Origin of the sequence: Flavihumibacter profundi (genome assembly GCF_020076305.1) — a bacterium.
GTDB lineage: Bacteria > Bacteroidota > Bacteroidia > Chitinophagales > Chitinophagaceae > Flavihumibacter > Flavihumibacter profundi.
Genome location: NZ_JAIQXE010000001.1, coordinates 1,681,036 through 1,702,931 on the forward strand (window position 1 = coordinate 1,681,036; position 21,896 = coordinate 1,702,931).

General features: G+C 42.7%; 17 protein-coding genes. 10 read left to right on the forward strand and 7 right to left on the reverse strand.

The genetic code is table 11. The features are described from left to right. The first annotated feature begins 1 nt into the window (after position 1). Positions 2-862 (forward strand): sugar phosphate isomerase/epimerase family protein, encoded by an 861-nt coding sequence (locus tag LAQ65_RS07260; protein ID WP_224116286.1) that lies wholly within the window; start codon positions 2-4, stop codon positions 860-862. Positions 863-898: 36 nt separating this feature from the next. Continuing rightward, positions 899-2,011, forward strand: a complete 1,113-nt coding sequence (locus LAQ65_RS07265; protein WP_224116287.1) for a Gfo/Idh/MocA family oxidoreductase — start codon at positions 899-901, stop codon at positions 2,009-2,011. Here the strand turns inward: LAQ65_RS07265 and LAQ65_RS07270 are convergent. The 6 genes from LAQ65_RS07270 to LAQ65_RS07295 all read right to left on the reverse strand — a co-directional run bounded on the left by LAQ65_RS07270 (position 1,998) and on the right by LAQ65_RS07295 (position 7,080). After that, positions 1,998-2,867: an AraC family transcriptional regulator gene (locus LAQ65_RS07270; RefSeq protein ID WP_224116288.1), complete on the reverse strand. Its 870-nt coding sequence runs from the start codon at positions 2,865-2,867 to the stop codon at positions 1,998-2,000. The two genes, LAQ65_RS07265 and LAQ65_RS07270, sit on opposite strands and share 14 nt — an antisense overlap. 17 nt (positions 2,868-2,884) lie before the next feature. Further along, on the reverse strand, positions 2,885-3,955 hold the full coding sequence (locus LAQ65_RS07275) for a Gfo/Idh/MocA family protein (protein WP_224116289.1): 1,071 nt from the start codon (positions 3,953-3,955) through the stop codon (positions 2,885-2,887). Between the two features lie 9 nt (positions 3,956-3,964). Beyond that, positions 3,965-5,653 (reverse strand): GMC oxidoreductase, encoded by a 1,689-nt coding sequence (locus tag LAQ65_RS07280; protein ID WP_224116290.1) that lies wholly within the window; start codon positions 5,651-5,653, stop codon positions 3,965-3,967. A gap of 81 nt (positions 5,654-5,734) precedes the next feature. Beyond that, positions 5,735-5,995: a hypothetical protein gene (locus tag LAQ65_RS07285; protein WP_224116291.1), complete on the reverse strand. Its 261-nt coding sequence runs from the start codon at positions 5,993-5,995 to the stop codon at positions 5,735-5,737. A 52-nt stretch (positions 5,996-6,047) separates the two neighbouring features. Next, entirely contained in the window at positions 6,048-6,698 is a 651-nt protein-coding gene (locus tag LAQ65_RS07290) for a class I SAM-dependent methyltransferase (protein ID WP_224116292.1), read from the reverse strand. Continuing rightward, positions 6,673-7,080 carry a glycine cleavage system protein H gene (locus tag LAQ65_RS07295; RefSeq protein ID WP_224116293.1) on the reverse strand — a complete coding sequence of 136 codons (408 nt, stop codon included), beginning with the start codon at positions 7,078-7,080 and terminating at the stop codon, positions 6,673-6,675. Before LAQ65_RS07295 ends, LAQ65_RS07290 begins: the two co-directional genes overlap by 26 nt. A gap of 98 nt (positions 7,081-7,178) precedes the next feature. Between LAQ65_RS07295 and LAQ65_RS07300 the strand changes: the two genes are divergently transcribed. Further along, positions 7,179-7,886, forward strand: coding sequence for a Crp/Fnr family transcriptional regulator (locus tag LAQ65_RS07300; RefSeq protein WP_224116294.1), 708 nt, complete (start codon positions 7,179-7,181; stop codon positions 7,884-7,886). A gap of 10 nt (positions 7,887-7,896) precedes the next feature. On the opposite strand, the gene rpiA is transcribed toward LAQ65_RS07300, so the two are convergent. After that, the gene (gene rpiA / locus LAQ65_RS07305; RefSeq protein WP_224116295.1) at positions 7,897-8,586 is read right to left on the reverse strand and encodes a ribose 5-phosphate isomerase A; all 690 of its coding nucleotides are present in this window, start codon (positions 8,584-8,586) and stop codon (positions 7,897-7,899) included. Positions 8,587-8,808: 222 nt separating this feature from the next. Here rpiA and LAQ65_RS07310 point away from each other — a divergent pair, with 222 nt between their 5' ends. The 7 genes from LAQ65_RS07310 (at position 8,809) to LAQ65_RS07340 (ending at position 21,892) form a co-directional block, all read left to right on the forward strand. Further along, a complete protein-coding gene (locus LAQ65_RS07310; protein ID WP_224116296.1) occupies positions 8,809-9,426 on the forward strand; it encodes an RNA polymerase sigma factor in 618 nt (205 codons plus the stop codon). Positions 9,427-9,589: 163 nt separating this feature from the next. After that, positions 9,590-10,693, forward strand: coding sequence for a FecR family protein (locus tag LAQ65_RS07315; RefSeq protein WP_224116297.1), 1,104 nt, complete (start codon positions 9,590-9,592; stop codon positions 10,691-10,693). A 107-nt stretch (positions 10,694-10,800) separates the two neighbouring features. Further along, positions 10,801-14,100 carry a SusC/RagA family TonB-linked outer membrane protein gene (locus tag LAQ65_RS07320; protein WP_224116298.1) on the forward strand — a complete coding sequence of 1,100 codons (3,300 nt, stop codon included), beginning with the start codon at positions 10,801-10,803 and terminating at the stop codon, positions 14,098-14,100. A gap of 41 nt (positions 14,101-14,141) precedes the next feature. Then, the gene (locus tag LAQ65_RS07325; protein WP_224116299.1) at positions 14,142-15,845 is read left to right on the forward strand and encodes a RagB/SusD family nutrient uptake outer membrane protein; all 1,704 of its coding nucleotides are present in this window, start codon (positions 14,142-14,144) and stop codon (positions 15,843-15,845) included. 81 nt (positions 15,846-15,926) lie between these two features. Continuing rightward, the gene (locus LAQ65_RS07330) at positions 15,927-19,298 is read left to right on the forward strand and encodes a VCBS repeat-containing protein (RefSeq protein ID WP_224116300.1); all 3,372 of its coding nucleotides are present in this window, start codon (positions 15,927-15,929) and stop codon (positions 19,296-19,298) included. Positions 19,299-19,325: 27 nt separating this feature from the next. Continuing rightward, positions 19,326-20,273: a glycoside hydrolase family protein gene (locus LAQ65_RS07335; RefSeq protein WP_224116301.1), complete on the forward strand. Its 948-nt coding sequence runs from the start codon at positions 19,326-19,328 to the stop codon at positions 20,271-20,273. Positions 20,274-20,284: 11 nt separating this feature from the next. Next, a complete protein-coding gene (locus LAQ65_RS07340; RefSeq protein WP_224116302.1) occupies positions 20,285-21,892 on the forward strand; it encodes an MGH1-like glycoside hydrolase domain-containing protein in 1,608 nt (535 codons plus the stop codon). Positions 21,893-21,896: the final 4 nt, after the last annotated feature.

Below are 21,896 nucleotides of genomic sequence, written 5' to 3' on the forward strand. Positions count from 1 at the left end.
TATGGCACTACCAGTCAGTTTTGGAGTAAGTACCTGGTTATGGACTTCTCCCTTTCAGAGCGCTGTTATAAGGGAACTGTTTGAAAAAACAGCAGTATTGGGATTCGATGCTATTGAAATAGCTATAGAAGACCCACTGCTGATTGACCCGGTTGCAGTTCGGTCTGCCATGCAGGAATTTGGTTTAAAAGTCATTGCCTGCGGTGCGTTTGGCCCTACACGCGATTTAACAAATAGTGATACAACAATGCACGACAACTGTTTTCAATACATAGAAAACTGTCTGGATTTCTGCGTGGCCTGGAATGCCGGCTTCCTTGCAGGCCCTATGTATTCTGCAGTGGGAAAGGCAAGGATGGTTGCACCGGAACAACGCATTCTGGAATGGGAGCTGGCCGTAAAAAATTTACGTATCGTTTGTGATATGGCCGCATCCAGGAATTTACAAATTGCCCTGGAACCATTAAACCGGTTTGAATCAGACCTGGTGAATACAGCCGCAGATGTAGTCCGGCTCGTGAAAGACATTGGTCACCCCGCAGCAAAAATTATACTTGATGGCTTTCACATGAATATTGAAGAACCGGATATTGAAAAAGCCATTATTTGTGCCGGTGATTATTTAATTCATTTCCAGGTTTCCGAGAATTACAGGGGTACGCCAGGTAGCGGGCAAGCCAACTGGAATGCCTGCAGGATTGGTCTGGAAGCAATTGGGTATAGCGGCGTCATATCTATTGAAAGCTTCACGCCCAATAATAAAGAGCTGGCCGGAGCAGTTTGCATCTGGCGGCCATTGGCAGAAAACCAGGACAAATTTGCCAGCGACGGACTTGCATTTTTAAAGCAATGGGCAAGCTGAACCTGTATTAATATTTAATACACTACAATCATTTATATGAAAATTAATAAAATCAATGTAGCCATCATTGGATTAGGATTTGGCGCAGAATTTATACCGATATACCAGCGGCACCCTAGTGCAAATATGTATGCGATCTGCCAGAGGGATGCCCGGAAACTGAATCAGATCGGTGATGCATTTGGTATAGAAAAGCGGTATTCCAGTTACGATGAATTATTGGGAGATCCTGAAATCGATGCTGTTCATATCAATACACCCATCCAAAATCATGCGCAGCAATCAATCATGGCACTGAAAGCAGGGAAGCATGTAGCCTGTACTGTGCCCATGGCCACTACCGTGGAGGAATGTGCGCAAATTGTTGCTTTAACGGAAGCAACCGGTCTCACCTATATGATGATGGAAACGGTAGTGTACAGCAGGGAGTTTTTATATATCAAAAGCCTGGCTGAGTCAGGTCAATTGGGAAAGATCCAATTCCTTCGTGCTTCCCACCAGCAGGAAATGGCCGGATGGCCTGGCTATTGGGAAGGCCTCCCTCCTATGTATTATGCCACTCATTGCGTAGCACCTGTAGTTGCATTGGCAAAAAAGGATGCAGGGTATGTATCCTGCTTTGGATCGGGTCGCATTGATGAAAACCTCGTCTCTAAATACGGCTCTCCATTTGCAATTGAAACCTGCCATATAAAATTCAACGATTCAGACCTCGCAGCTGAAGTAACCCGTTCCTTATTCAATACAGCCCGGCAATACCGGGAAAGTTTTGATGTATATGGATCGAAAAAAAGTTTCGAATGGACCTTAATTGAACATGAACCCTCAGTGTTGCACACCGGCGAAACACCCATGAAAATAACCATTCCGGATTTCGCCCATTTATTACCGGCCGAAATCCAGTCCTTCACGACTGGTGGCGTGTATGATGCAAAAGACAACCAGCATTTGTCCTTTATACAAGGCGCTGGGCATGGTGGTTCCCACCCCCACCTCGTGCATGAATTCCTGAGCGCATTGACGGAAAAAAGACAGGCATATCCAAATGCGAGGCAATCTGCCAATATTACCTGCGTGGGCATCCTGGCGCATGAATCCGCCATGAACGGTGGAAAAATAATTCACCTGCCTGAATTTACACTGTCATGAATTGTTTACGGTAAGAAGATGGTTTGTCCTGAATTAAATCCTTAAACTGTTTATTAAAGTTGGAGAGTGTATTAAAACCGCATTCATAGCAGATTTCTTCGATAGCCTGTTCGGTTTCAACCAATAATTTACAGGCATGTTTTATCCTGATTTCACTCACAAAAGCCGAGAAATTTTTATTGCTGTGCCGTGTAAAATATCGGCTAAATGAAGTCGGGGTCATGTGCACCATCGCAGCCACGTCCTCCAGGATAATTTTTTTCCGGAAATTTTTAATTACAAATTCATAAACAATATTTGCACGATCTGTTTCCCCTTTTTTAAAGGGATTATCATAAGACGCATGCGATATAAAATGGAATTCCCTGGTACTGGCCAATTCCTGTAGAATCTGTAGTAAAACGATCACACGATCGAGCCCCTTTAGTTTTATAAGTTCCTGCATCAATGCGATAACCCGGTCCTTACGTTCTCCGTAAAACTCCAGCCCCCGCATTGATTTTGAAAACAGTTTTTTTAATGCAATCATCTCTTCTTTCTCCAGCGTATTTTCTCCCAAAAATTGCTCATTCAGGTAAAGCACAATACCATGGGTAAATAATTCCCCGTTTTTAAGAAAATAGTCATCATCGCTGCGCCACAAATGGGGAAGATTTGGTCCGGTCAGTATAAGTTCACCTGGTTTAAAGGTTTTAATATTATCACCTATAAACCGGGTGCCTGTCCCTTCCAGCACAACAAATAACTGGAACTCTGAATGTGCATGCCAGGTGGAGTCAAAATGCCTTTCCCTTAAATCCTTAATAACAAATAACTGGGTTTCGGGAATGGTGCTCTTATGTACAACTGTCTTCATCAATACTATAAGATTTTCTACAATTGAACTACCTGCCCGGTTCTTACCGATTCATCACAGGCAAAAGCGATCCGAAGGCTATTGACTGAATCTTCCATATGGTCAGCAAGGTCAGAATTGTTTCGGATAGCATTTAAAAAATACAATTGTTCGCGATTGCACAATTCCTGGTGATCGGGTTCATCTTTAAGGTCTACCCATTCATCTTTTTTACTGAACTCGTCCTGCATGTTAAGGTCTGCAAAGTGTATGCGGATGGATTCCGTTTTGGTATGAGATCCTACATCATCTGAATGGCCTGCTGCACTGGCCGACCTGGCCACAATTGACACAGCACCCTTTGGTCCGATTACGTCTTTTACAAAAAATGCAGTTTCGCTGATCATAGGCCCCCAGCCTGCTTCATACCAGCCTACTGAGCCATCCTCAAACCGGATCTGTAACATGCCGTAATTATAATTACCTGCAGGGATTTCTTCGGTTAACCGCGCCCCGATGGCGCATACCTGAATGGGTTTTGAACGGGTCATCTGGCACATCACATCTATATAATGGACCCCGCAATCGACGATCGGGCTCAGGCTCTGCATCAGGTTGCGGTGTACAGTCCACATGCGGCCATGGCTCTGCTGGTTGAGGTTCATTCGCATCACCAATGGCTTGCCCAATGTTTGCGCCGACTGGATGAAATACTGCCAGGATGGATGGTGCCGGAGGATATATCCTGTTACCAGTTTTTTACCGGCTTTTTTTGCAGCTGCCACTACCCTTTCAGCACCGGCAACAGTATCAGCCAAGGGCTTTTCTATAAACACATGACAACCTTTTTCCAACGCTGCAATAGCGAATGTTTCATGTGTATCGGGATAAGTTGAAATGCAAACCGCATCAGGATTTGTTTTTGCCAATGCATCTTCATATTGATCAAATAAGGCATAGCCTCCGCCCAGTAGTTCATTCAACAACTCTTTACTGTTTCCCCTTGAAACAATACCACAAATTTCAAACCCATCCAATGACTGGTAAGCTTGTGCATGAGATGCACCCATGTTACCGCAGCCAACAACCAATACCCGGATATTTTTCATGTATTCAATTTAAAGGTTACCTTTTTTTAATTCTTCTACGGCATGATTGGCCGCACGTGCTGTAATGGCCATAAACGTAAGCGATGGATTTTGCGTACTGGTGGATGTCATACAGGCTCCATCAGTTACAAAAACATTCTTGCAATGGTGCATCTGGTTCCATTTGTTCAGCAGTGACGTTTTAGGATCCTTACCCATACGCGCTCCGCCCATTTCATGGATATCCAGCCCGGGCGCCTGTTTACTATCATTCGAACTGATATTTTTACAACCTGCCGCATCCAGCATATCAGCCCCCTGCTCCAAAAAGTCTTTCAACAATTTTTCATCGTTTTCATCATAGCCAACATTAACCGATAACAAAGGTATACCCCATTGGTCTTTCTGGTCCTTACTCAGGCTTACCAGGTTAGTTTCCTTTGGAATCGTTTCACCCTGCATCATCATGAAAACGCCCCATGGGCCCGCTTCTGAAGTGCCTTCTTTAAAAGATCCGCCAACAGGATTACCAGGCACATCGTGGCCCCAGCCAGCCCTTCCGGCAGAATAAAAAGTCATATAGCCCCTCAGGAAATCCATTTCCTGTTTGTGTACATTCCTGAAATTTGGCATCATCGGCGCAGTTGGCCTTCGGCCAAAATAATAATCATTCTCATAACCATCCATTGTAGCATTTAGAGTTCCCCGGTAGTTGTGGAAGGCAATAAATTTACCCAGCAAACCACTGTCGTTACCCAGGCCGTTCGGGAAACGCGAAGATGTACTGTTCAATAAGATCAGGTTGGTATTTAAGGTAGCTGCATTTACAAAAATGATTTTGGCATAATACTCAATCATTTCTTTGGTATGGGCATCAACTACCCTTACTCCGCTGGCCTTACCTATTTTATCATCATATATAATGGAATGCACAACCGAATCGGGTCTCAGGGTGAGGTTACCGGTTTTGGCAGCCCATGGAATTGTGGAGGAATTAGAACTGAAATAGCCGCCGAAGGGACAGCCACGCTCACACATGCTCCGGGCCTGGCACTTGCCCCTCCCTTGTTGTAAATGGATTTCCTTGGGTTCAGTAAGGTGGGCGCAGCGGCCTTGCACCACATTCCGGTCTTTAAACCGGCCCATAATCCTTTTCTGCATCTCCTTCTCCACAATATTCATCTCCCATGCCGGTAAAAATTCGCCATCCGGCAAAGTATCAAGTCCGTCTTTATTGCCACTTATGCCTGCAAAGGCTTCTACATGACTGTACCATGGGGCGATATCCTCATACCGGATTGGCCAGTCTACGGCATATCCATCCCGGGCGGGACCTTCGAAATCATATTTGCTCCAACGCTGTGTTGCCCTTGCCCACAAGAGCGATTTCCCGCCTACCTGGTACCCGCGGATCCAATCGTAGGGTTTTTCCTGGATATAGGGGTGTTCTTTATCTTTTACAAAAAAGTGGTCACTGGTATCATTAAATGCATAACAACGCGCCACAATCGGGTTTTCCTTAAGTGTTTCAAGGGGAAGCTGTCCGCGGTATGGGAATTCCCAGGGATGCTTGACAGCAGTTGGATAATCTTTAAGGTGCTCCACATTTTTACCGCGTTCCAATAAGAGGGTTTTAAGACCTTTCTCACAAAGTTCTTTAGCCGCCCAGCCCCCGCTGATTCCGGACCCTATAACAATTGCATCATAAGTTGTTGCCATGAGCGCTTCACTTTAAGCACTCAATTTAAAGATAAACAGGCAATTTATGCAGTCATTATCCCTTTGGGATTGCCAGTCCAATCAACGATTTTTTTTTCGGTTCAAGAGTATCCTGGCCAACTGGATATTGCGCCATTGACCGGAGTCTTTTTCCATCGGGCTGAATAATTCCAGTTCACTGATTGTTTTCTCAACAAAGAGGTCGATGATATCAACATGAATATCATTTTGCTCGAACAGTTTTATCGAAAAATCAATGAACCGTTTTACCGCCTCCTGTGAATCGGAAGCAAGTATTTTTTTAATCAGTTTTTCCCGGTATTCATTTAATGTTAAGGGCATGCCTGTTTTTTTGGATTATTTATTTATTAAAGTTTCGCCTGCTACAAGGACTTCAGATTTTTATCCAGAATTTCAATAGATTGCCCATGTCTGTACATACTATATGAAATGATGGTGGAACTTCTTCTTCACCGCTGAAATAGGTTACCAGCCTGGTCCCCGCAGGTTTTTCTTCCAGTTTTTTAAATAAAATGCGATTATAATAATTGTATAGTTCCCGAGTATAATCAATGCTGTCGTCTATTTTGTCCGTCCCGGAAAGGTTTTCATAAAATGAATTGTAGAAATAGAAATGATCAAAGTAATTGAAATCGAGTTGCGTAAAGTTGCCATGGATAAATGATACATTCCCGAGTTGCATTTCAGTCCTTGCTGATTCTGCATGTGCAATGAGCATGTTCCTTTGTTCAACTCCGTAAAAGAATGCTGTCGGTTTGTAACAGGCTGCTGCAAGGCAAAATTTCCCTACACCACTTCCAACATCCAGTATCCTGGTGTTATTTTCTGCAGCCAGGAAGGATGCCGCTTTTTCCGCAACAGCTATTGGAGTCCAATGTCTTTTGGCCAACAACTTTATGCTATCTGGATATAGCTGGTTAAAATTTTCGTCTGAACCTAGCCAGGGTTTGGCTGCAGTACTTATTTCACCATGGTTCATATTGGGCGGCTTTTTTGTCCTACTTCGCGTATTTACTTTTGCCATTCATCTGGTACTTTTTTGGAAGCAGCAAATCCTTTCTTTCAAATGGCCGGGATGGTATTATCTGGGCGATCCATCCGTTTTTCTCTGGTTCATTCAACAAAACCTGCTGCTTACCTGAGATTAACAGGTCATTGGCCTTCAGGATTTTCCCGTCCACCGGCATATGTGCTTCTATTTCATAATCATTATAACGGATCTTTGCAATTATTTCACCCTGCTTTTTAAATCCCGATAGCTCAGAAAAGATTATTTGCTGTATCTCCTTGAATCCGGTCAGTTTAAAACCGCATATTCCAACAAAGGCTATGGTACCCTTGAAATCAATCCACTCATGGTCATTTGTATAGTAGAGGTCTTTTAGGTTTGATTTTTTATTTTTCATGGAACAAAGCTATTTTACCTTTAAGCTGCCTGTGGTAAACCTTTGCGGTCCAAATAGTAATTTTTATCACTTTCCGTTTTTGTAAATTGGAGGCAATCATGAGTATAAAAGGTATTTTTCCAATAGACAAATGGGACTTTAAGAGCGAGTCTGTACTGGCACACCTTCCCCCTGAGGAATTTGAACTGCTCACCGCCAATAAAACAGAAAAGAATTATGGAAAAGGGGAGATCATTTTTTGGGAAGGTGCCTATCCGGCAGGTATTTTTTATATCACAGAGGGGAAAGTAAAGAAGTATAAACTTGATAAGGAAGGCCGTGAGCAAATCATTTATGTTGCCAACGCAGGTGAACTGATTGGCTATCATGCCATACTATCCGAAGGCAGGTACCCCGATTCGGCAGCTGCACTTGAGAACACTAAAGTGACTTTTATTCCAAAAGAGGATTTCCTGGCGGCCTTACAGCATTCTGATTTGCTTACCCGCAGGTTATTGAAAACACTTAGCCATGAGTTTGAAGTACTTGCCAACAGCCTGGCCATGTTTGCACAGAAGTCAGTCAGGGAAAGGCTTGCGATCCAGTTGATTGTTCTGAGGGAAAAGTATAAAGTGAATTTCAAACCGGGAATGCCGGTTGAGATCAACATGAGCCGCGATGACCTGGCCAGCCTGGTGGGAACGGCAAGGGAGAATGTAGTAAGGGTATTGACAAAATTCAAGGAAGAAGGCATAGTGGAAACAAAAGGCAGGAAAATCATTGTGCAGGATGTGAACAGGCTGATTGAAATTGCCAATTTTAAATAAGGCGGAATATTTAACCAATTGGTTTCTCATGGACTATTACACCCTCATTATATGCAATGATGGCTTTTTGGGCAAGGTTATAGAACAGTGAAGTTTCAACCACTCCTGTGATTAGCTTAACCGATTGATTGATGGGCCCGGGCTCAGGCCATTCCGTAAACCAAACATCCAACAGGTAATTACCATTGAATGTAATAACAGCACCATCAGTTCTATCACTCATCCGCTGTGAAACCCGTGCACCGGGAAAAAGTTTATGCACCTGATAAGGTACAAAAAAAAGTGCTTCAGGCAATACCTCGATAACCAAAGGGTACTTAACATCAAAACGGCTGGTATACTTTGCTTGATCGCCAACCAGTATAAACAACTGCGCCATTGATGCGAGTAATTTTTCCCGGGTATGGATACCGCCACCGCTTTTGACCGCATTCAGATCTTTGTCAACCTGGTCACAACCGTCAAAATAAATATCCAATTCCGCAATATCACCAGTATGTCGAACCGAAAATCCTTTTTCCAATAACAATTGATGCGTAGTAAATGAGGAAGTGAACAAGCTTAATTCCTGGCCGGCCACCATATCCATGGCCAAAAAATTAACGATATGGGCTATTGTTGACCCCGCGCCAAGTCCTATTTTACTTTTCCCTTTAATAAAGCTGATTGCTTTAATAGCTGCTTCCTTCTTTAAGTCCATAATACTGTATTAAATTATCAATAACTTTTTGTCAAATCTATCATTTAATACCTAACCGCCTGGCAGTTTACCGGGCAGTAACTGTAAGTGATATCTTATGCACCCTATTCATATTAAAATAATTTCAATTTGGATAAATAATAAGTCATCTATTATAAAAACTTAAGGCTACATTAGATAAGTCATATTAAGAGATTCAATTCTGCGATCTGACGACTGCTTATGTGTAATGATGAGATCTTATGGCGTGGAATGATGGATGGTGATAGGGAAATGTTCCTGGCATTATACCGGAAATATTACCATAGCCTGTTGTTTATAGGTTTGAAAAAGATCAGGGACCCACATCTGGTAAAGGATGCTATCCAGCAACAGTTTATGTATTTATGGGAAAAAAGGGGAACTATCCAGGAAGCAAAAAGTGTAAGGGCTTACCTGATCAATTCATTTTTACGGAAACTGGCTGCAGACTGGATTAAAACTGAAAAATCAACCCGCCTTGAAGTTGCCTGGAGCAATGTCGCCCACGAGCCATTACCCTCTCCGGAGGAAAACCTTATTGCCAACCAGGACCAAAGGCAACTACATGAATATTTGATGCATAATATCAATGCCCTTCCCGCACGCCAAAAAGAATTGATAGTTATGAAGTTTTATGAAGGATTGAATTATGACGAAATTGTCCAGAAAACCGGCCTGGCCCATCGAACCGTATATAATAAAATACATGAAGCTTTAAAGAAACTAAAGCTGGATATCGAAAAGGAACAAAGCGCATATGGTGCCGCTTTATCCATACAGGTTATTGTCAGTATTGCATCATTATTCCTGCCAGGCTAATCGCCAACCCTTAAAAAGCAATTCATTATTATCTAATTCTTGTGCGATTTTATCAATATGCCATTTTTCCGGTTTTCGGAGGGTAAAAAAGATCAAAAGGCGTCTCCTCCTTATTATGTAACCTTCCTGTTTGAAAATAAACTTCCCTATTCAACCTGGTTTTATGAAAATAGAAGATTTAATGACTGACGAATCATTTATCAGTTATTGTAAAAGAGACAGCCGCGAGGAAATTCTTCGCTGGGAGTCTTTTATACGTGAAAATCCAGATGAACAAACGCTCATTGAAAATGCCAGGGAACGATATCTTGAATTATTTAATGCCCTTGCATTGTCAGACAGGGAGGAACAGGAGGAATTGCTTATCAACCGGTTGGACCAACTGGAGGAGCCGCCTGTTGTTCAAATGATGGATTACCCAAATAGGAATCAAAGCAGCCTTATTCCGTTCTTACTGAAGGTTGTGGGAGCAGTTGCAGCATTAGCAGTGATTTGGGTGGGTTATTATTTCCTGAATACGAGGAATGAAGTAAAAACTGAACTTACCAGGTCCTTCGTGGCTAATTATGGCGAGCGTAAAAACTTCCAGCTTCCTGACGGGTCAATTGTAATATTGAATGCAGGTAGTCGTATGAGCATTACCGGGAATTATGGCAAAACATCAAGGGATATTTATCTTGAAGGCGAGGCCTTCTTTGACGTAAAGCACAACAGCAGCATGCCTTTTATAGTACATACGCCGGCAATGGATGTAAAAGCCCTTGGAACAGCATTTAATGTGAAGGCCTACCCAGGCGAAAAAGGAACAGAAACGTCCCTATTGAGGGGCCAGGTGGAAGTGACTTTAAAAAAAGACAATGACCGGAAAATAATCCTCAATCCAAACCAGAAAGTTCATTGGGAAAAAATAACTGATGATGTAAAGCAGGAGGTGACAGTTACGGGCAACAGGAAACAACACAATATTGCAGCAGATCCTTTTGTAACAAAGCTTGAAAAAACTGAAATGGGTGATGTACAGGAGGTTGGGTGGATCGAAAACAAACTGATTTTTAATGACAACGCCCTGAAGGATATTGCTCCTTTAATGGAACGTTGGTATGGGATAAAAGTGGTTTTTGGTGATGAGGAAACCAAAAACTACCGTTTTACCGGAACTTTTGAAAAAGAGAACCTGGAAATGGTGCTGGATGTGCTTAAGGAATCCAGGAGTTTTCATTATAACATATTGCCGGGAAATGTAATAACGGTAAAAATCGTAAAATAAAAACAGGGGAAATGTGGGGACATTCCCCCTGGTGCACAAGGCTTTGAAACAGCTTCAAAAAGGGAATCAGCTGTTTCGATTTTTTATTAAAAAACCAAAATAAAGGTATGAAAAAAACTCATGCTTATTGGCGAGGCTATGGAGCGTCGCCAGTAACCAAACTGCTAATGGTTATGAATTTTGTCGCTGCATTAATTTTAACCTGTACCATGTCTGTAAGCGCAGGGGTGTATTCACAGGATAAAAAAGTCTCTCTTTCATTAAAGGACGTAAAACTCACCCGGTTGTTCAAAGCAATTGAACAGAGCACCAGTTACCGTTTTACTTACAGTAATGACATTCTTTCAAAAGTCAATACCGTAACAATTAATGTTAAGGATATGCCTGTATCTGAAGTATTAAACAATGCTTTAGGTAAAGAGGGATTGAAATACCGGTTTATTGAGTCATCTGAAATTTTTGTAATATCAAAAAATGTGGAGGCTGTTGCCGGTAAAGAGGCATTTGTCAACAAGCTTATTTCCGGTAAAATTACCAATGAAAAAGGTGAGCCTTTATCCGGGGCGACTATAAGTGTAAAAGGTTCCTCAAAGACAGTAACCTCGCTGGAAGATGGATCCTTCGCTATTGAAGTTGCGGACGATGCTAAAGTGCTTATTATTTCCTATGTAGGTTATACTAGCCAGGAAGTGAATATTGAGAAGCAGACAACCATATCTGTTTCCATGAAACCTGAAGCAACCGGACTCAATGACGTTGTCGTTGTGGGATATGGTAGTGCCAGGAAAAAAGATGTAACAGGCGCGGTTTCCAGCATTTCATCAAAGGATTTCACACAGGGCCTGGTTACAAACCCAATGGACCAGATCCAGGGCAAAGTGCCAGGTCTGGTAGTGACTAAAGTTGACGGTGACCCAAATGCTGAGGTTGTACTGCGTTTACGCGGACAAACTTCATTGTCAGGCGGCCAAAGTCCATTACTGGTACTGGATGGTGTGATCCTGGATGATGTTAGCCAGATTTCAAACATACCTCCGGGTGATATTACTTCTTATGATGTTCTGAAAGATGCATCTGCAACTGCTATTTATGGTTCACGTGGTGCAAATGGTGTAATTATTATCAACACACGGAAGGGCCGTAGCGGACGCATGCTGGTGGATTATTCCGGTTTCTTATCTTTTTCCAAGGATGCAAAGAAGCCGGTAATGCTTACCACGCCTGAGTTTTACACTGAGGCCCAAAATCTTGGCGTGGACCCCTCTACATATGATAAATATAATAGTGCTGCCGGGGTAACCAATAACTGGAGGGATGCCCTCCTACGTACAGGTATTTCGCACAGCCATATTTTAGGCATTACAGGTGGCACAGATAATTTCAGTTACCGCGGTTCTGTAAACTACCAGGACAATCAGGGTATCGTGATTAACACCGGCAAACAGCAATATGGCATGCGTTTCAACGCCGAGCAAAAAGCAATGAATGGCAAGCTGACTATCGCGATGGGTATTGTAAGTACGAATACAACACGCCAATTGGTCAACAGGGATGTTTTCAACTGGGCCAATGTTATTCCGCCTTATATAAGGATCAAAATGGATGACGGTTCAGACAACCCTGTTTACCAGTATAATTACCAGAACCCCGTAATTTACCAGAACTCGGTTACCAATAATGCCAAAGAGAAGCTGACGCAGGAATATGGCACTATCAATTACAAAGTATTTAAGGATCTTACTGCAGGCTTAACAGGTTCAATCAGCAAATTTAATACCCAGGGCGATTATTACCTACCGGTCATTCCAGGTGCCAACAACCTCAATGCCGGCAGGAAAACAAACGCCAACAGGGATTCCAAGAAAGGCGATATCCACCTTAATTACGCCAAGAGCATTGACAAACATAATTTCACTGCTACTGGTGTATATGAGTATAACTATTATACCTATGATAATTTCGCCGCTTATGGCCAGGGGTATGTTGTAGATGCAAATGAGAACAATGCCTTGCAGAATGGTAATTCCAGTTTAAATAAAATAAGTTCCTACAAGGAAGAGTATAAGATAATTTCCTTTTTGGCGAGGGCTACTTATAATTACAATTCAAAGTATTACCTGACCGCTAGTTTCCGCAAAGATGGTTCTTCTAAATTCGGTTCAAACCACAGGTGGGGTAACTTCCCGTCTATATCCGCTGCATGGCGCTTAAAGAGCGAATCCTTCCTGAAAAATGTCAGCTGGCTTGATGAGTTGAAAGTTAGTTTAGGTTATGGTGTGGTTGGTAACCAGGATGCCATTGGCGCGTATAATACGCTCACTACATTAACAAGTGCCGGAGTTACCTACAATCCCACCAATACGAATAACCCATACCCGGTAGGATTTACGCCTAACCAGAACCCTAACCCAGACCTGGTTTGGGAAGAAAGACATGGTAAAAACTTAGGTGTTGAATTCGCAATGCTGAAAGGCCGTATATCAGGATCATTGAGTGTATTTAATGATGTAACAAAAAACCTGTTGTATACCTATAGCGTTCAGGTGCCACCGAATTTTGTACCTTCTGTACTTGCCAACGTAGGTGAACTCACCAACAAGGGCGTTGAATTGCAACTGAATGGTGATATTATCCGCAATGATAAATTTGTATGGTCGCTTGGCGGACAAATTACCACCATCAATACCAAGGTAACCAGCCTTTCCGGAACATGGAATGGCCAGAAACTATCCACAGATAATATAGTTGCAGGATCTGCCTCTGGTCGTGGATTAAGTGCCAATCCTATTACCTACTTAATTGTTGGCAAGTCACCTTATACTTTTTACCTGCCACATTATGTGAGTAAAACTGCAGATGGATTGTCCCAGTTTGAAAAAGCAGACGGCAGCTTAACAACAAATTACCTGGAAGCACAAAACAAATACATAGATCCATACCCTAAATTCAATTACGGGTTTACTACAAACTTTGCTTACAAAAGCTGGGCTCTGAATGCATTTTTCAGGGGTGTTTCAGGTATTAAAATATTTAATAACACCAATTTAAACCTGGCCAATTACAACAATTTGCCTTCAGTGAATACTTTAAAAGAAGCCGTAACAAGTGGCTTGAGGGACAACCCAACACCATCGGATTACTGGTTGGAAAATGCAAGTTTCCTGAGGCTGGAAGCCCTTACAGTTTCCTATAACCTGCCGAAAATAAAAGGTATTGAAGGTATGCGTGCCTACATTTCCGGAAACAACCTTTTTGTGATTACACAATATAAAGGCCTTGATCCTGAAATAGCCACCGTAAACAATTCAGCTACCCCCGCCTTCATTGACCTCACTTATAGCGGGAATGGCGGCTATTACCCGAAATCCCGTTCAATTACAGTGGGAGTAAATGTTTCTTTTAAATAGAAAGCAATCAAAAAGGTTTGAATGCCAAAATAAACTGATGTATGAAACAAACGAAATTTAAAATAATTCTTCTCGGCGTTATGGCTTTATCGCTTACAGGAATTCGCTGTACGAAGCTCGACGCCAAGGTATACAGCCAGATCGTTAACGAAAACTTCTGGTCGACTCCTGAGGAGATTGCCGCTGGTAAATCTCCTGCATATGCAGCCTTACAAAGTGTACCAGGCCAGTCCGGGGTTTATTGGGAAAATGAAATTTCCTCCGATGAAATGATCACACCAACCCGCGGTGGCGACTGGGGTGATGGCGGACAATGGACAAACATTTTCTATCATTCGGAAACTGCCGATAATGGCTTCAACAGCTGGGCCTGGGGAGTTATTTATGATGGAATTGGTAAATGTAACTATATCATTTACACGCTCCAGAATTTAAATCCCGCTCCTGCTACCCTGAAATCTGACCTTGCTGAAATGAAAACCCTGAGGTCTTATTATTATTACCTGGCGTTGGATCTTTTTGGCAACATCCCGTATGTAACCAATTTCAAACAGGATCCATCCACCGTAGTTAATATACCAAGGGCCCAGGTATATGATTCCCTGGTTGCAGAACTCAATGCAAACCTGCCTGATCTTACTACAGACAGAAGCCTTGCCACCTACGGAAAAGTAAATACATATTTTGCGCATAGTATACTGGCAAAATTGTACCTGAATGCTGAAGTTTATACAGGCACCCCAAAATGGCAGGAATGTATTGATCAGTGCAAACTGATTACAGCGGGTGGTTATTCTTTAATGAGTAATTATTATGATAACTTCAGGGATGCAGTCCAGGAGGCCTCAACAGAAAATATATTTTCTGTTCCTTATAAGGCCAATGTAATGCCTGCCGGTGGCGGTAACTACATTGTTGTGGCGTCCCTCCAGTTTAATAATGCCTTCCTTACTTTCCAGCAAAACGGAATGGGTAACAATGGTATGTGTACTACTAAACCATTTTACGATTATTACGATACCACTTCGATATATGAAACCAGGGTGGTAGACGGAAACACAAATGTTTACAGGACCTTTAAAGACCAACGTACCGGGCAATTCCTGATTGGCCAGCAGTATGTAAAAGGGATTACTTACCCGCCCCACGCGAATATCCTTTATTCAAGCAGCAATACACTTCCTGCTGGATTACCGAATTCTGATCCGGGGGCAATCACTATTTACGATGACCAGTCACAATTGCCATTGGCTTATTTTGACACAATGACCCTGATTTCAAATCCTGCGCCTTATTTCAGGATGGCTGGTTTAAGGAATATCAAATACTGGCCAGAGCCAGGTGGTAACGTTGGAGATAACATTAGCAATGATGTTCCCCTCTTCCGGTATGCCGATATCCTTTTAATGCAGGCAGAATGTGAAGTTCGCTTAAACAAAGACCTCGGCGAAGCCCTTGATCTTGTGAATGCAGTACGCAGAAGGGCTTATTCAGGAAGTTCCGATCCCAAATGGCCTTGGACTTCAGATAAACTTACCCTTGATAATTTGTATGCAGAAAGGGCAAGAGAACTGGCATGGGAAATGGTGCGCAGGCAGGATATGATCCGGTTTGGTCATTTCCTGGAAAGCAGGACATTCCCTGATAAACCAGCTGATCCGTCAGATAAGCATACTTATATCTTACCGATTCCATCATCAGTAATCTTATCCAACCCTAACATCACACAAAATCCCGGATACTAATCCTGATGGATGATAAATGGCTTAACTTAAGAGTAGCAACCCACTGGTTGCTACTCTTTTCTTTAGATTAATATTTTTCCAGTGAAACGCCTGACTTCTATAAGTTGCCTGCTTTGTTTTTTAGTGCTTGCATCCTGTAAACAAAACACAGGTGCTTTAAAAGACACTTTATTTACCCAACTGAAACCTTCAGAAACAGGAATTGATTTTGTCAATGAAAATATTGACAGGGACACCCTGAGCATTATGGATTATCTCTATTACTATAATGGCGCAGGCGTTGCCGTGGGGGATATCAACAATGACGGTCGCCCAGATATTTATTTCGTATCCAACACAGGGGGAAATAAATTATTCCTGAATAAAGGCAATTTAAAATTCGAAGATATCACCCCAAAAGCAGGTGTGGCCGGTAATTCCGACTGGACAACCGGTGTAACTATGGCAGACGTTAACGGGGATGGCTACCTGGATATTTATTTATCTACAGTGGCCAACCACAACCCAAATGATAATAACGGGGCCGCCTACTCTTATTTCAAAAATTCACGCAACCAGTTATTTATAAATAACCATAACAATACATTCACGGAAACTGCTGCTAAATGGGGACTGGATATCCAGGGATACAATACCCAGGCGGTTTTTTTCGATTATGATAAGGATGGCGACCTCGACATGTTCCAGTTGCAGCATTCCACGCACCAGACTGCCTCTTATGGAACCGCTGCCCTTCGGGATAAATACAGTGCCGTTAGCGGGGGTAAATTATTCAGGAACGATGGCACCCGGTTTACTGATGTTACAAAAGGGTCAGGCATTATCAGCAGTGCGCTGGGCTATGGCCTTGGCGTGGCGGTTGCCGACCTCAACCAGGATGGTTACGATGATATTTATGTCAGCAACGACTTTCATGAAAACGATTACTATTATATCAATAAAGGCAATGGAACATTTGAGGAAATGAACAGCATTGCTTTTGGCCATGAATCAAAATTTTCCATGGGCAATGATGTCGCTGATATCAATAATGACGGATGGCCTGATGTAATAACTACGGATATGCTGCCTGCTGATGAAAAAGTACTGAAATCTTCCCTGGGAGATGATCCTTTGGATATTTATACGGCACAGCGTAGATTCGGGTATACTAACCAGTTTTCCCGCAATTGCCTGCAGTTGAATATCGGTCGCGGGATGAAATTTGCAGACATTGCCCTGTTCAGCGGAGTGGCCGCAACAGACTGGAGCTGGTCTCCCCTGATTGCTGATTTTAACCTCGATGGCTTAGCTGACATTTTCATTTCAAATGGAATTAAAAACAGGCCCAATGACCTGGATTATATTAAATTTTTAAACAGCCTTCCCCGTAAACATTCCGCTGAAGGTGCAAGGGAACATGATAAGGAAATACTGGATCATTTACCACCGGGAAAATGGCATAACTATATTTTTGAAGGCAGTGATTCACTGGTCTTTAAAGACCAGTCCACCAACTGGGGTTTTGAAGATGCAACTCTTTCCCAGGGTGCCGCCTATGCAGACCTGGATGGTGATGGCGACCTTGATATCATCACCAATAACATGAATGAACCTGCAGGTATTTACCGCAACAATACCCGCCAGAAACTTGCAGGCACAAACTATTTAAACCTTAATCTAAGCGGAAAGTCACCTAACACTTATGCTATTGGCGCAAAAGTCTTTTTATTCTCTGATGGGAAAGTTTTATTTAAGGAACTGCAAACTTCAAAAGGATTTATGAGCAGCAGTGACCCTGTTTTAAATTTTGGTCTGGGCAACAAAAATACCGCAGACAGCATGATTATCATCTGGCCCGATAATACATTGCAGTCGATCAGGCAAATCAAGGCCGACACCACCTTAAAAATCACTTACAAAAGGGAAAGCAATGATACCCTTTTAAACCAGCAGGATTTTATAACAAAGCTGTTAAACAGCGGCAATAAAACCCTGTTTACAAATATCACTTCAAACCTGGGTAACAATTTCAAACACCAGGAGGATAGTTATTTCGATTTTAACGACCAATGGTTCATCCCGCATGAACTCTCCACCCAGGGCCCCAGGTTGGCTATCGGCGATGTAAACAAAGATGGCCTGGAGGATTTTTATATTTGCGGCGCTAAGAACCAGGCTGGCGCAATATTTATGCAGCAAAAGAATGGCAGTTTCAGGCCTTCGGCCGACAGCAGTTCCTTTATTGCAGACAAAGCGTGGGAAGACGTTGATGCAACGTTTTTTGATGCCGACCAGGATGGCGACCTGGATCTGTACGTCGTTAGCGGGGGGAATATTTATTCGGGGATCACTCCATTGCTGAACGACAGGTTGTATATAAATGATGGCAAAGGTCACTTCTCCCGCTCCCAAAATTTGCCGGAAATGTATGAGAATAAATCCGTGGTGCGCACTGCAGATGTTGATCATGATGGCGACATGGATATTTTCGTTGGCGGCAGGTCCATATCCAGGAATTACAGCAAAACACCCGCCTCCTACCTTTTAATAAATGATGGTAAAGGGAAATTCAGTTTTTCACCAACAGCTATTACAGACAGCTTAAACCATCTTGGTATGGTTACAGATGCAAATTGGGTGGATATTGATAAAGATGGCTGGCCTGACCTGGTTATAGTTGGCGAATGGATGCAGCCGGTCCTGTTTAAAAACAACCAGGGCAAACTTGTCAGGACACCCCTGACAAATAATGACAAGAATTTATCCGGTTGGTGGTGCTCATTAAAAACTGCAGACATTAATGGTGATGGGTTTGAAGACATCCTGCTGGGGAACTACGGACTGAATAGTAAAATCACAGCCAGCACTAAATACCCGCTGAAAATGTTCAGCAAAGACATCAGTGGCTTTGGAAGAGCAGACCAGATCCTTGCTGTTGCAAAGGGTGATAAATATTATACTTTCCTGAACAAGGAGGACATAGAAAAGCAACTGCCTTATATCAAAAAGAAATTTTTAAGGTATGGTGAAATGGCTGGAAAAACGGTTGAGGAAATCTTCGGTGAAAAACTCGATGGCGCAGCGGTATTTTCAGCTGCCACACTCGCTTCTATGGTCCTGGTAAATGACGGGAAAGGGCATTTTAACGCTTCCCTCCTTCCTGAAGAACTGCAATGGCAGCCATTATTTTCATTTGCCTGCGCTGATTTTGATAAGGATGGCAAAACGGATATACTGGCAGGTGGAAACTTTTTTGGCACCCAGCCTTTTGAAGGCCGTTACGATGCACTAGCACTATCCTTCTGCAAGGGTGATGGAAAAGGCAAATTCAAAACAACACTGCCCTTGCCCGAACCTCTCAGTAATATACAAGGTGAAGTAAGGAGCATCCAGCCGATACAACTCGCAGGCGGGAAAAAAGCGTTACTCATTGCATTTAATAATGCCCCGCTGATGTTATTACAATACTAATCTTCAAAAACTAAAAAATCGAATAGCATGAAATTGTTTTTTTGTTCACTGCTCCTTGCAATCCTTTGCGCCTGTGGCAGTAACACACCGGCGGAAACCTCCGGCGGATGGAAAAAATATGAACACAACCCTGTCCTTGGCGGAAAATTCGGAACAATATTCGACATCAGTGTAATAAACAAAAATGACAGCGCTTACCAGATGTTTTGTTCCTGGCGCCCGGAGAGAAGCATTGCGCTTTCTGAAAGTGCCGACGGGTTAAAATGGTCCGACCCGGTGGTATGTTTACCTTACGACGACAGCAGCAAATGGGAACGTGATGTTAACAGGCCGGTAGTATTAATAAAAGATGGCAGGTACCATATGTGGTATACCGGTGAAACCGACAGCGCATCCTCCATTGGTTATGCTACCAGCACAGATGGAAAACATTTCACCAAAGCCAGTCCAAAACCAGTATTAATTGCAGACCTGCCATGGGAAAAGAATGCAGTGCAATGCCCGCATGTGGCCTGGGATGAAAATGAAAATATTTTCAAAATGTGGTATTCAGGCGGTGAACAATACGAGCCCGATGCCATAGGATATGCGACCAGTAAAGATGGCCTTACCTGGACCAAGTACCCCGGGAATCCGATTTTTCGTCCGGATACCAAAAAAGAATGGGAAAAAGCAAAGGTAACTGCATGCCAGGTCATCAAGCGCCAGGATGATTACCTGATGTTTTACATCGGTTTTAAAAATGTTGATTTTGCACAAATTGGTATGGCGAGGTCAAAAGATGGTATATCAAACTGGGAGCGCTTTAAGGATAACCCCATTATACAGCCGGGAAACGGCTGGGATTCCAGTGCGGTATATAAGCCTTATGCTATACAAAACAAAAATGGCTGGCTGCTTTATTATAATGGAAGGCGAAATGATAAGGAGCAGATAGGAATAGCCATTCATGAAGATAAAGACCTTGGTTTTTAAAACGGTTTTCTGTGAAACACAGTAATATAATATATGTCCTGTTTTTTATTGCCTGCCATTGGTGCTCAGCCTGTAAACAGCCTGTTGCGCAACCAATCCTGACTGCCGAAACGTACAAGCATTATATTGATTCATTTAATGCGAATGACAACGAACTTTATGTTCAATATATACCAAACGAAAAGAGTTGGTATTTTTTATCAAAAAATATTCCCTTATTTGATTGCCCTGATAAACAAATAGAGCAGGCCTATTATTTCAGGTGGTGGACCTACCGGAAACACATTAAAAAAACACCTGGGGGATATGTTATCACTGAGTTCCTCCCCAACGTTCCCTGGGCTGGAAAATACAACACGATTAACTGTGCAGCCGCATTGCATATTTATGAAGGATCATGGCTTCATGACCAGCAATACATCAACGATTACGAAAAATTCTGGTTAAAGGGTGGCGGTGGTATCCGCACTTACAGCTTCCCGGTAGCCAATGCTATTCTCCGGCAGGCCCAGGTAACAAATAATACTTCATTTGCCATATCTGCCCTGCCGGAATTGATTGAAAATTATACAGGCTGGGAAAAAGAGAAACTGGACAGTAATAGTTTATTCTGGCAGGTTGATGGCAATGACGGCATGGAAGTATCTATCGGGGGAACCGGCGCTACCGATAATGCCGGCTATCGTGCAACGATTAACGCATACATGTATGGCGACGCAAAAGCTATTGCTGAAATAGCTGCGCTTTCTGACCAGCCAGATATTGCTTCACGCTTCAATGAAAAAGCAGGCATCATTAAACAAAACCTGCAGAACAAGCTTTGGGATGATACAGCCGCCTTTTTTAAGGTGCTTGCAAGGGACAAGGGTTCAAAATTTTGTACCGCAAGGGAATTACATGGCTATACGCCCTGGTTTTTCAACCTTCCGGATAGCGGGTATTCAAAGGCATGGAAATTCTTAATGGACCCCCGTTATTTTTATGCCCCCTATGGTCCTACTACAGCCGAACAAAATCATCCCGGCTTCGCTATCTCCTACAAAGGCCATGAATGCCAGTGGAACGGGCCAAGCTGGCCCTTCGCTACTTCCATAACACTTACCGCAATGGCCAACACCCTGAATAATTATAACCAGGAATATATTAGCAAAGCAGACTATTTTAAACTGTTCAGCATTTATGCGAACAGCCACCAGATAAAACGCAGTGATGGAAAAATAGTTCCCTGGATTGACGAAAATTTAAACCCGTTTACCGGTGACTGGATTTCACGAACCCGATTAAAATCCTGGAAAAACGGGACATGGTCTGAAGAAAAGGGTGGTGTTGAAAGGGGAAAAGATTATAACCATTCCAGTTTTTGCGACCTAGTTATTTCAGGCCTTGTCGGGCTCAGGCCGGGACTGGGAAATAGCCTTGTTATTAATCCACTCATCCCCGAAAACAGCTGGGCCTATTTTTGCCTCGATAATGTTTTATACCATGGCCAGGTTTTGACAATAATGTATGACAAGACTGGCGATAGGTATAAAAGGGGTAAAGGGTTTTTTGTTTTTATAAATGGCAAAGAGGCTGCATCATCAGGCGCTTTACAAAAAATTGAACTAACGATTAATTAAAGAA

Coding starts and splice junctions, on each gene's coding strand:
- LAQ65_RS07310 (WP_224116296.1), top strand. CDS start 8,809: ATGTGTAATGATGAGATCTTATGGCGTGGAATGATGGATGGTGATAGG.
- LAQ65_RS07335 (WP_224116301.1), top strand. CDS start 19,326: ATGAAATTGTTTTTTTGTTCACTGCTCCTTGCAATCCTTTGCGCCTGT.
- LAQ65_RS07265 (WP_224116287.1), top strand. CDS start 899: ATGAAAATTAATAAAATCAATGTAGCCATCATTGGATTAGGATTTGGC.
- LAQ65_RS07280 (WP_224116290.1), bottom strand. CDS start 5,653: ATGGCAACAACTTATGATGCAATTGTTATAGGGTCCGGAATCAGCGGG.
- LAQ65_RS07290 (WP_224116292.1), bottom strand. CDS start 6,698: ATGGCAAAAGTAAATACGCGAAGTAGGACAAAAAAGCCGCCCAATATG.
- LAQ65_RS07270 (WP_224116288.1), bottom strand. CDS start 2,867: ATGAAGACAGTTGTACATAAGAGCACCATTCCCGAAACCCAGTTATTT.
- LAQ65_RS07300 (WP_224116294.1), top strand. CDS start 7,179: ATGAGTATAAAAGGTATTTTTCCAATAGACAAATGGGACTTTAAGAGC.
- LAQ65_RS07325 (WP_224116299.1), top strand. CDS start 14,142: ATGAAACAAACGAAATTTAAAATAATTCTTCTCGGCGTTATGGCTTTA.
- LAQ65_RS07320 (WP_224116298.1), top strand. CDS start 10,801: ATGAAAAAAACTCATGCTTATTGGCGAGGCTATGGAGCGTCGCCAGTA.
- rpiA (WP_224116295.1), bottom strand. CDS start 8,586: ATGGACTTAAAGAAGGAAGCAGCTATTAAAGCAATCAGCTTTATTAAA.
- LAQ65_RS07295 (WP_224116293.1), bottom strand. CDS start 7,080: ATGAAAAATAAAAAATCAAACCTAAAAGACCTCTACTATACAAATGAC.
- LAQ65_RS07260 (WP_224116286.1), top strand. CDS start 2: ATGGCACTACCAGTCAGTTTTGGAGTAAGTACCTGGTTATGGACTTCT.
- LAQ65_RS07275 (WP_224116289.1), bottom strand. CDS start 3,955: ATGAAAAATATCCGGGTATTGGTTGTTGGCTGCGGTAACATGGGTGCA.
- LAQ65_RS07315 (WP_224116297.1), top strand. CDS start 9,590: ATGAAAATAGAAGATTTAATGACTGACGAATCATTTATCAGTTATTGT.
- LAQ65_RS07285 (WP_224116291.1), bottom strand. CDS start 5,995: ATGCCCTTAACATTAAATGAATACCGGGAAAAACTGATTAAAAAAATA.